This is a genomic window from Catenulispora rubra (assembly GCF_015356825.1).
GTDB lineage: Bacteria > Actinomycetota > Actinomycetes > Streptomycetales > Catenulisporaceae > Catenulispora > Catenulispora rubra.
Map to the genome: position 1 here is coordinate 34,926 of NZ_JAACYW010000069.1, position 9,768 is coordinate 44,693.

A 9,768-nucleotide genomic window follows, 5' to 3' on the forward strand; every position below is an offset into this window, starting at 1 on the left:
TCAATCAGTTTCGCGCAGGGTTCGTGCACGAGCGCCCGTGGCGAGATATCAGCCCTCGACGATCGACGGCCGGTCGGCGAGACTGATCTGATGACTCGACGGGCCGGGCTCTGGCGGCGGATGACCCGGGCGTTCGACGTGGACGCGGTGCCCGTCACCGTCATCGACGACATGGCGCCGGACCCGGACGGCTGGAACACCGGCTACGCCGACACCGCCGGGACCGGCTACCGCACCGTGGCGCGCCGGCTGCCGCTGCTGATCGCGACCTCGATCCGGCTGGCCGCCGAGGCCTCCAAACCCCGCACCATCGCGCTGCTGGTGGTGCAGACGGCCTCCTCGCTGGCCGGCGCCTTCAGTCTCTACGCCACCACCGACGTCCTGGCCCCGCTGTTCGGCGCCGGCGCCACCCCGGACCGGATCCGCGCGGCGCTGCCGTCGATGCTCGTGGTGCTGCTGCTGACCGCCTCGCGGTCGTTGTGCGACGCGATCGCCAAGGCGTTCGCGCAGCAGCTCGGGCCGATGATGGATGCCCGGGCGATGATCCGGCTGCAGGAGCTGTGCACGCGCGCCGAGCTGGTTGCCTTCGACAAGGCGGACTGGGTCGACGCCTCGCAGCGTGCCGAGCGCGGCTCCATCTCGGCGCGCAGCATGCTGGCCATCACGCAGCAGGTGTTGCAGAGCCTTGCGACGCTGATCGGCGTGGCCGGCGTGCTCGCCGTGCTGCATCCGGTGCTGGTGCCGCTGCTTCTGCTGTCGGTGGTGCCGCGGTGGTGGGCCGCGGTGCGGGTGGCCCGGCTGGACTACAAGGTTTTCGTGCGCTGGGTGGAGGGACGGCGTCGGCAGAACCTGTTGATCGGGCTGGCGGTGACGACGAGTTCGGCCGCCGCCGTCCGCGCGCTGTCCCTGTCCGGCTACCTGGTCGAGCGCTACCGCCGCATCACCGACGCCTACCTGGCCGAACGGCTGCAACTGGTCCGCGCGGAGACGTCGTCCATGATCGTGGGCAACGCCATCGCGGGGTTCTTCACCGGCGTGGTCTACGCCGTGCTGGCGCTGCTGCTGTGGCGGCAGGCAATTCCGCTGGCCGTCGGCGGGACGGCGTACCTGGCCGTGAGCCGGGTTCAGCAGGCCCTGCTCGGCCTGGCCATGGATATCAACGAACTGTATGCCGAGGGCCTGTACCTGGAGGACTATCGCTCGTTCTGCGACGACGCCGCCGGTCACCTGCCGCCGGCCGGGAGCGAGTCGACGCCCGAGGAATTCGACGAGATCCTCGTCGAGGACGTGGTGTTCACCTATCAGGGAGCGAAGACACCGGCGGTCGCGGGCGTCTCGCTGCGGGTGCGGCGCGGACAGGTGGTCGCGTTCGTGGGGGAGAACGGCGCGGCCAAGACGACGATGGCCAAGCTGCTCGGCAGGCTGTACCTGCCGGATTCAGGACGCATCACCTGGGACGGCCGCGACAGCGCGCAGATGGACATCGACACGCTGCGCTCCCGGATCGCCTTCATCGACCAGGACCACACGCGCTTCCCGTTCACCGCCGGGGAGAACATCCGCATCGGGGAGTGGACCGCGGAGCCGGACCCGGCACGGATCGAGGAGGCGGCCCGGCACGCCGGGGCGCACCAGTTCATCAGTGCTCTGCCGCGCGGCTACGACACGCTGCTGGAGCGCAGCCTCAGCGGCGGCCTGTCGGTCTCCGGCGGCCAGTGGCAGCGGCTCGCGCTGGCCCGCGGCTTCTTCCGGCGTGCGGCGCTGGTGATCGCCGACGAGCCGACGTCCAGCCTCGACGCCGCCGCCGAAGCAGCGTTCTACCATCGGCTGCGCGAGTACGGCGGCACCATCGTGATGATCACGCACCGGCTGGGGAACGTCGCCGAATGCGCCGACTACATCTACGTCTTCGCCGAGGGCCGGGTCGCCGAGCAGGGGACGCACGCCGAGCTGGTCTCGGCCGACGGCTGGTACGCGCGGTCCTACCTGCTTCAGCGACAGAGCTTTGAGAAGGTCGACAGCGTCAGTCGTCAGAACGGATCGTCGAGCACCAACACCGACGGCAACTCGCTACCGGAGCCCATCCGCAGCAGCTGATACGCCACGCCGCCGAGCCCGGACATCATCGCCGGCGAGAACGCTTCGCGCGCCATGCCGCTGATCGCGCCGTTCTCCTCCAGGCTGGCCACGATGTGCGCCTCGAAGCCTTTCCGGTCCACGCCTGCCGGAGCGAAGCCGTCCCGCAGCGCGGCGTCCATCAGCTCCCAGACACCGAGCTCGCCGTGGCACAGCGTGTGGTTCCAGCCCATGCCGTGCGTGTAGGCGGCGGAGGCGGCGCGCGTCAGGATGCTGTCGACGTTGCCGGACGGCCAGCCGCGCCGCGCCAGGTCAAGCTGGGTCAGGGCGATCCCGACCGAGCCGTGGCACCAGGCGTTGGCGGTCAGGCCGGGCTCGATCTCGCGCAGGTCGGTCCAGCCGCCGATGGTCGGGTCGTAGCAGGACTCTTCGAAGGCGAACGCGGCGCGCGCCGTCTCCGACGCCCGGGCGTCACCGGTGGCCAGTGCGAGGCGGGCCAGGGCCCAGCCGATGCCGGACGCGCCGTGTGCGCAGCCGCCGAGGCCGCCGGGCCAGCGCGTCGTCGGCCAGGTCACACCGGCGTCCTTGGTCAGCGCGGCGTCGCAGAGCACTGTGCCGATGTGCGCGGCGATGTCGGTCCAGCGCTGCTCGCCGGTGGCGGCCGTGAGCTGGAGCAGCGGCACGATCGCGCCGGCCGGGCCGGAGACGAGTTCGTACTCCTCGGCGTCGCCGATCGCGCCGGGGACCAGGCCGGCCAGGGTTCGGGCCCGGTCCAGCGCCTCGTCGCCGACCGCGCCGAGGCGGCGCAGGGTCAGCCAGGTCCACAGCTCCGAGCCCAGGCCGACCCAGCCGCCGGGTTCGCGCGGCCGGATCGCGATGCCGTCGGCCCGCAGCTTGGCGGAGTGGTCGCCGGCCAGGCGGATGGTCTGGACGGACGCGTCGAGGAGCGCGCTGACGCCTTCGACGGTGTCGGCGCGGCCGGCCTCGGCCTCGCCCTGATAGGCAGCCAGCAGTAGCGCTACGCCGGGCAGGCCGCTGTACAGGTCCGGGCTGAGCGGCTGGACGACCCAGCCGGTGAGGCTCAGGACCGGCGCGATCCACGTGGCCGTGCCGTCCGTGCCGCGCGTGGCGCTGTCGCGGAGTTCCCGGACCAGTGCGGCTGCCAGGACTCTGCGACGTCTGTCGACGCCGCTGGTCCTGACGGCGGTCGGTTTGCGCAGGCCTTTGCTCGGCGTCCAGTCAGCATTCAGATACGCGCTGACCAGCGTCGCGCGGATGATGCCGCGGTCGAACTCCAGATCGGCGCCGCGCCAGCGGGTCAGCGCGTCGGCGACCAGGTCCTGCTCGGGCAGCCAGTGCGTGCCGCCGGGGCCGGTGAGCCGGCCGGTGCGGGGCGTGGTGCCGAAGTAGGGGATGTCGCCGGTCAGCAGGTCGGCGATCTCCGCCGCGACGACGTCCGGTTCGCCCGGCGCCGCCGAGGACTGCTCGGCCATCTGGACGAACAGGTCGGTGGCGCGGTGCACGGCGGCGGGCTCGTTGTGCAGGGAGACGGGGTGCCAGAGCATGCGCGCGACTTCTTCGTAGACGTCCGTGGCGCGCAGCACCATGCGGATCTGGCAGTCTCCGAACGCTGACATACACGGTTCCAGGACACCGGCTTCGTCGGCGTCAGCGAGCGCGGCACAGCCTTCTTCGAACCCTGCGGCGACCGTTTCCCAGTACTCGGCCAGGGCCGGCTTCGGGCTCGGCAGGCTGGCGGCGGGCTGGGGTGTGGCCTCGGCGAAGCCCAGGTGTGCGTGGTCGGTGCCGGCGTCGACGATCACCGGGACCTGCCCGGAGGGCTGCTCGTCCGGGAGTGCGCCGACGGAGGAGGAGTCCACGCCGCGCCAGCCCAGGGCCGCGCCGCGGTTCGGGAGCATGCCGACGCGCAGGACGGTCTCGTCGACCAGCTTGGCGGCGGTGTCGACGGCGTGGCCCAGGCCCGAGGGCGGGCCCTGGGGGATGGTGCTGAACAGGGTTTCGCAGTCCACGACGATCGGGATCGGGCCGTTTGCGATGACGTTCTCGGTGTGCAGGTCACTGCCGCCGAGCAGGCGCATCACGGCCAGCCAGTGGCCGACGCCGCGGTAGAAGGCGGTCAGCTCGGCGTCGGAGTCGCAGTAGCGGTGCTCGATGAACTCGCTCCAGCCGTAGCCGTCGCGGGCTATGGCGGCCGGGACGCGGATGCGCGTGGCGGCCGGGACGTCGGGGAGCACGGTTTCGAGCAGCTGTGTCAGGGCTTTGTCGACCTCGACGGGGCGCGGCTTGTAGACGACCTTGGCCTCGGCCAGCTCCAGGATCGCGACCGACTGTCCGCCCCGGTGGCTGTCGCCGGCGCCGAACTCGACGTGCCGGAGCTCTCCGGGGTCGACGCTGGTCAAATCCGTCAGGGTCCTGCGATCAGCGGCGAAGCGGCGGGCCAGCGTCCAGGCGGCGTCGGCGCGGCGCTGGATGACGGCGTCCAGGCGCTGCTGGAGCGTGGGATAGCGGCTCGACAGAGAGTGCCAGAACTCTGTGTTGTCGGCCATCGCCAGGAATTCGTCCCAGCGCGCGGCGGGATCCTCGGCGGTGAGCCGGCCGGTCAGGCGCGCGGCGTTGAGTTCGAGAAGCAGAACCCTGCTGACCTTGCGGTGGACGGTTTCCAGTATGGCGCGCTCGGCGGCCTCGGCGATCGCCGCGCGCTCGGGCCCGCTCAGGCCCTCGACGGCGGCGAGCCGGGCCGCCAGGCCGGCCGAGTACGGCGCGGCCAGGCAGCCCAGTGCTCCGGCGAACTCACCGGAGAAGCGGGAGGTCACCTGCGGTTCAGCAGCACTGGCTGCCGCGCGAGGCGGTGCAGGAGCTGCACGTGCCCCGGGTCTCGCGGATGATCGCGCCGATGATGTCGGCCTCGGCGTACTTGCCGCCGGTGAACAGGGGGCCGGCCGGGCTCTCGTCGTCGCCCGAGCTCAGCCAGCTGCTGAGGACGCTGTCGGTGTCGAGGAGTTCGGTTTTGGGCATGCGAGACCTCCAGAGGTGGGGGGAAGGTGACGGAGCACGAACCGGGATCACCGTCTTCGATCGTGCTCGTTGTGTTCTGTATATATCTGGCTGTACGTAGTGACAAGGAGAAACATACGATAGTTTGTACCTAGACCGACATTGACAGAGTATTGATATCAAGGGGTAGAAATCATGGCTGATGTCCCGGCTGCGGGCCGAGACGCTATGCGATCGTTGGCAGCGTCTTTGGGCGATCGGGCCAACGAGATGGCTGCCGCGGGCCTGGTTGCCGACGTGCCGGCGCTGTGGGAGGACGCCATCGCGGGGCTACAGGACGACGGGTCGCGGGCGCTGATCACCCTTGCGTACGCGTGGTATCAGGCGCTGCATGGGGAGGTTGAGCACGGGTTGCGGCTGGCTGTGAGGCTACGGGATTGTCCGGTGTCGTCGGTGCGCGCCCAGATCAGGGTGCTGGTTCGCAACCGGATGCGGGTTGAGCCGGATCTTGTCGGGCAGACGTGGCTCGCCCTGACGGAGACGGGCCTGCCTTCGTGGGCGTCGCTGTCGGATCGGGACATCGACGCGGTCGGAGAGTGGCTTACGGCGGCGTCGTGGGAGGAGTCCAGGGCGATTTATGACGCTGGTGTAAGCGGAATCCGGTCGCAGGATATTGACGCCGCGCTTGAGGAGATCGCGTTGGGTGATCCTCGACTACGGGCTCCGGTGGCTGTTCATCGGGCGGTTCTGGTTCTCGGCGCTGACGTTGGGTACGGGTGTTTGAGCGATGCGCGTGAGGCGGCGCGGGTCGCCGGGAACGCTGTGCTCGCCGGTGATTGGAACGCTCTGCGGGCGTGCGCGACGATCGAGTTGACGGTGCACGGGCTTGGTTTCCTGGGCGGTGTGCACGGGGTGGCGGCGGAGCTGGTGGCTGGTGGTGACCTGGCAATCAGTCCTTTGATGTCGGAGCGGATCGCTGTTCTGGCTCGGGACGCGGCGCCGTGGGAGCTTGCGCAGGCTGCTTCGGATCTGGCTGTCGTCGGGGACGGTTCGCTCGTCGCCCTACTCGCTGCGATCCCGGATTCCCTTCAGCGGTAACGTTCCCTCGCTCAATAGCAGGCCGTTGACAGCAAGTCAGGATAATTCGACACTCCACCCTGTGAACGTTCCCTTCGTTCGGGACCGGCTGCGCCGGCCCGCAGTGCTCTTGTTCGCCTCGTGCCTGTGTTTCGCAGGCCTCATGCACGGCACCGCGCGTGCCGCGTCCGCGACTTCGCACGCGACCTCGAACGGATTGGCGGCGACCTTCAACAACGCCGGGATCAGTGACGACGCCGCGCAGTCGTCGGCGAATCTGGACGGCGGAGGATCCAGTTTCTCCGCAGAGGCCCTGGCTGCCGACGGTTGGTCGCCGGGTGCGGTCTACACGCTGGCCGACGGTGCGACCGTGCGCGTCCCGCAGATCGCGCCTGGTCAGGCCGACAACACCATCGCCACCGGGCAGACGTTCGCCGACGCCGGGTCCGGCGGTGCGTTGGATCTGGTGGCGACCAGTACCGACGGGACCACGAGCGGGACCGGGACGGTGACGTACGCCGACGGGACGACGCAGAGCTTTGCGATGTCCGTGCCGGACTGGTGGACTGGGACCGTCGCGATCGCGGCGGTGTCGCCGTACCGGAACTCGACCGGCGGTCGGCAGGTGCACCAGGTGAGCCTGTTCCTGACTTCGGTGCCGCTGGTGGCGGGCAAGGCGGTGGCGTCGGTGACGTTGCCCAACGCGACCGGTGGTAGCGGCTCGGCGATGCATGTGTTCGCTGCGGCGTTCGGGCCCGCCGCGCCGGTGGCGTCTCTGGCGTCGGCCTTCAACAACGTCGGCATCAGCGACGACAGCAACGTCACCGGGGCGAATCTGGACGGCTCGGGCAACAGCTTCTCGCAGCAGGACCTCATCGCCGCCGGCTGGTCTCCGGGCGCGCAGGTCGTGGCCGGCGCCGCGCGGTTGGCGTTGCCGCAGGTCGCGGCCGGGAAGCCGGACAACGTGGTGGCCAACGGGCAGCAGATCTCTTATTCAGTCTCTGGCAGTGCCCTGAGTTTCCTGGCGACGAGCACCGACGGTGCCGCATCAGGGTCCGGGACGCTGACGTACAGCGACGGCAGCACGCAGGGCTACACGATCGGCACGCCGGACTGGATCGTCGGGGCGACGGACACGATGGCGGTCTCGTTGCCGCACTGGAACCAGGCCGGCGGCCAGGCGGCGGCGTCGGCGAAGTTGTACGTGGAGTCCGTGCCGCTGACGGCGGGCAAGACGCTGGCCTCGCTGACGCTGCCGACCCTGGCGTCGCCGCCGCCCGGCACCGAGCTGCACATCTTCGCGATCGGCGCGCGGGCGTCGGCCGGGGCCTGGAGCGGGAGCTGGGCCGCGGCCGCCGACGACGGGCTGGTGCCGGGGCCCTGGACCGACCGGACGCTGCGGATGGTCGAGCACTCCAGCGTCGGCGGCTCGCAGGTGCGGGTGCGGCTGGACAACGCGTTCGTCGGGGCGCCCGTGAGCGTCGGGCACGTCACGGTCGCGGTGCAGAGCAGCACGTCGGTCGCGACCGGCACCCCGGCCACGCTGACCTTCAACGGGAATCAGGCCACGACGATCCCCGGCGGCGGCCAGGCGATCAGCGACGCGGTGCCGTTCACCGTCCCGGCGGACGCAAACCTGCTGGTCAGCGTGTACTTCCCGGGGACGGTGCAGCTGGAGTCGGTACACAGCCTCGGCACCCAGGACATGTATTCGACCGCTGATGAAGCCGGGGATCAGACCACTGACGTAGGCAACTACCCGGTGAACAACACCTTCGGCTTCTGGACCCTGCTCTCCGGCGTGGACGTGGTTCCCAGCGGCTCCCCGGTGGGCACGGTCGTGGCGCTCGGCGACTCGATCACCGACGGCGTCGGCTCGACCTACAACGGCAACGACCGCTGGCCGAACGACCTGTGGCGCCGCCTGGCCGCGAGCACGGACCCGCACCGCGGCGTCATCGACGAGGGCATCAGCGCCAACCGCGTCGTCAGCGACGACTTCACCGGCGTACAGGGCACCGGCAACGGCGGCATCAGCGCGGTGAGCAGGCTCGACCGCGACGTCCTGAGCCAGAGCAACGTCAGGACCCTGATCATCCTGGAAGGCGTCAACGACATCAAGTCAGGCACCTCCGCCGACGCAGTAATCGCCGGCCTGAAGCAGATCGCCGCCGCCGCGCACGCCGAAGGCATCACAGTCCTCGGCGGCACAGTGACCCCCTTCAAGGGCTACAGCGCCTGGACGAGCGCCTACGAGGCACAACGCCAGTTGGTGAACACCTTCGTGAGGTCGAGCGCCGGCGTGTTCGACGGCTACGTGGACTTCGACGCGGCCGTCCGCGACCCCGCCAACCCGCCCGCGCTGCTGGCGACCTACGACAGCGGCGACCACCTGCACCCCAGCGCGGCGGGGTATCAGGCGATGGCGGGGGCGGTGGATCTTTCGAAGCTGTGAGCTGAGTGGGTTGAGCTGAGGGCGCGGGGCCGGCGAGTTGCGCTTGCCGGCCCGGCACGAAGTCGCGTCGGGGGGAGGGCCGCGGGGCGTCACGACCAGATGGTGCAGAGCAGCTCGTTGACCACATCGGGGCGGTCCCGGTGCGGGAAGTGGTCGGTGCCGGGTACGGAGTGGTGGTGTGCGCCGATGCCTTCCGCGATGAAGAGGCTGGTTGCCAGGAGGGCGTTGCCGACGGTGGTGCGGTAGGCGCGGTTGGCGGACTGCCAGTCGCCGGTGATGACGGCCTTCGGGTATGCCGCGCGGGCCAGGGGCTCCAGGGGGATGTCGGCTTCCCAGCAGGGGCGTTCGGCCATTGCGGTGCGGGTGGCTCGGAGGCGGCCTTCGGTGAAGGCGGGGATGGGGAGGCCGAAGGCTTCGCCGGAGCGGAGGTAGTCCTCGGGGGTGATCTGGTGGGTCAGGGGTGGGTCGGTGGTGAAGGCGGCACGATTGGCGGCCAGGCCTGCGGCGACTACGGGGACTGACTCGGCGACGCGAAGTGCGGAGGGCTCGATCAGGGTCAGCGACAGCACGGCCTCGGGGCGCAGGATGGCTGCGGCCATCGCCACTACGCCGCCGTAGGAGTGTCCCAGCAGGTGCGCTGGGGCTTCGTCGAGAAGGGCGGCGATGTCCTCGGCGTCCACCTCCCAGTCGCTTTGTGCGGTGTCGGGGCTGTCGCCGAAGCCGCGCCGGTCCGGCACGTCCAGCCGGAAGTGCTCGGCCAGCGGTCGTTGCCCGGCGAAGCATTCGGTGCCCCAGGTCATGGTGCCGTGGATGAGGATGGCGCGGGTGGTGGGGGTTGCGGCTTCGCTCCAGGTGGTGACGTGGATCGGGGGCGTGGGCATCGGGTGTCACTCCTGTTCTGGGGCGGCGAGGTGGCGGAGCTGGCGGATGGGGTGTGCGCGCGGGAGGTCTGGCTCGGGGGCGTAGGCGGGCCAGTGGATCAGTCCGCGGAGGGCGAAGCCGGTGCGGTAGAGCCAGAGGCGGTCGGGGGTGGTGGCGAGTTCGGGGTAGGCGTCGGTGAGCCAGGGGACGATGGCGGGGCGGTCGTTGTCGGGGCTCGGGGCGTCGCGCTGGCCGGCGCTCTGGCCGTCGCCCCAGGCCCAGAA

Annotated in this window: 7 protein-coding genes; 3 read left to right on the plus strand and 4 right to left on the minus strand. The window is 70.5% G+C overall.

Annotation, left to right across the window (positions count from 1 at the left end; translation table 11 throughout):
- Positions 1–90: 90 nt before the first annotated feature.
- A complete protein-coding gene (locus tag GWK61_RS20755; RefSeq protein WP_194910475.1) occupies positions 91–2,097 on the plus strand; it encodes an ABC transporter ATP-binding protein in 2,007 nt (668 codons plus the stop codon).
- On the opposite strand, the gene GWK61_RS20760 is transcribed toward GWK61_RS20755, so the two are convergent.
- Entirely contained in the window at positions 2,031–4,910 is a 2,880-nt protein-coding gene (locus tag GWK61_RS20760) for a type 2 lanthipeptide synthetase LanM family protein (protein ID WP_323747667.1), read from the minus strand. The two genes, GWK61_RS20755 and GWK61_RS20760, sit on opposite strands and share 67 nt — an antisense overlap.
- 7 nt (positions 4,911–4,917) lie before the next feature.
- Positions 4,918–5,112 (minus strand): DUF6229 family protein, encoded by a 195-nt coding sequence (locus tag GWK61_RS20765; protein ID WP_194910476.1) that lies wholly within the window; start codon positions 5,110–5,112, stop codon positions 4,918–4,920.
- Positions 5,113–5,286: 174 nt separating this feature from the next.
- Between GWK61_RS20765 and GWK61_RS20770 the strand changes: the two genes are divergently transcribed.
- The gene (locus GWK61_RS20770) at positions 5,287–6,189 is read left to right on the plus strand and encodes a hypothetical protein (protein WP_194910479.1); all 903 of its coding nucleotides are present in this window, start codon (positions 5,287–5,289) and stop codon (positions 6,187–6,189) included.
- A gap of 61 nt (positions 6,190–6,250) precedes the next feature.
- On the plus strand, positions 6,251–8,623 hold the full coding sequence (locus GWK61_RS59635) for an SGNH/GDSL hydrolase family protein (RefSeq protein WP_323747668.1): 2,373 nt from the start codon (positions 6,251–6,253) through the stop codon (positions 8,621–8,623).
- Positions 8,624–8,712: 89 nt separating this feature from the next.
- On the opposite strand, the gene GWK61_RS20780 is transcribed toward GWK61_RS59635, so the two are convergent.
- Complete coding sequence (locus tag GWK61_RS20780; protein WP_194910481.1) at positions 8,713–9,504, minus strand: alpha/beta fold hydrolase; 792 nt, start codon at positions 9,502–9,504, stop codon at positions 8,713–8,715.
- 6 nt (positions 9,505–9,510) lie between these two features.
- On the minus strand, positions 9,511–9,768 hold a 258-nt coding region (locus GWK61_RS20785; RefSeq protein ID WP_194910483.1), incomplete at its 5' end, for a hypothetical protein.